Genomic DNA, 310 nt, shown 5'->3' with positions numbered 1-310 from the left:
CAAGCTGGCAATTAAAAGTAGCAACATCACAGGTGGTGGCAAAAGCCCCGGTGGACATAGCAACCATTAGACCTGCAGCTTTCATTGATTTGCTGACCGCTCTTTTGATTCTGGCGCGTCCAAACTCAGAGGTGACAACCCACTGCATCAGCGTGCTGTTCCATATAACGCGATAAATTTTGTTCATAATGGACACCTCTTATACCGTGCCAATACTGACTACACAGGTGTCGGCTCTGTCACTGTACTGAGCCTTCCCTGTACCACTACGCATCATTGGCGCAGTCTTTTTATTTGTCCGGATGAGATT

1 protein-coding gene is annotated in these 310 nt (G+C 47.4%); it reads right to left on the bottom strand.

The window, feature by feature from the left end; translation table 11 throughout:
- Positions 1 to 187, bottom strand: a 187-nt coding sequence (locus JTI98_RS20060) for an ESPR domain-containing protein (protein WP_216081728.1), incomplete at its 3' end; no start/stop codon positions are given.
- Positions 188 to 310: the final 123 nt, after the last annotated feature.

The sequence above is a fragment of the Citrobacter sp. MGH 55 genome (genome assembly GCF_016906145.1).
GTDB lineage: Bacteria > Pseudomonadota > Gammaproteobacteria > Enterobacterales > Enterobacteriaceae > Citrobacter_A > Citrobacter_A amalonaticus.
The sequence above is the reverse complement of the archived record's forward strand: the minus strand, read 5'-3'. Positions and strand labels throughout refer to the sequence as shown.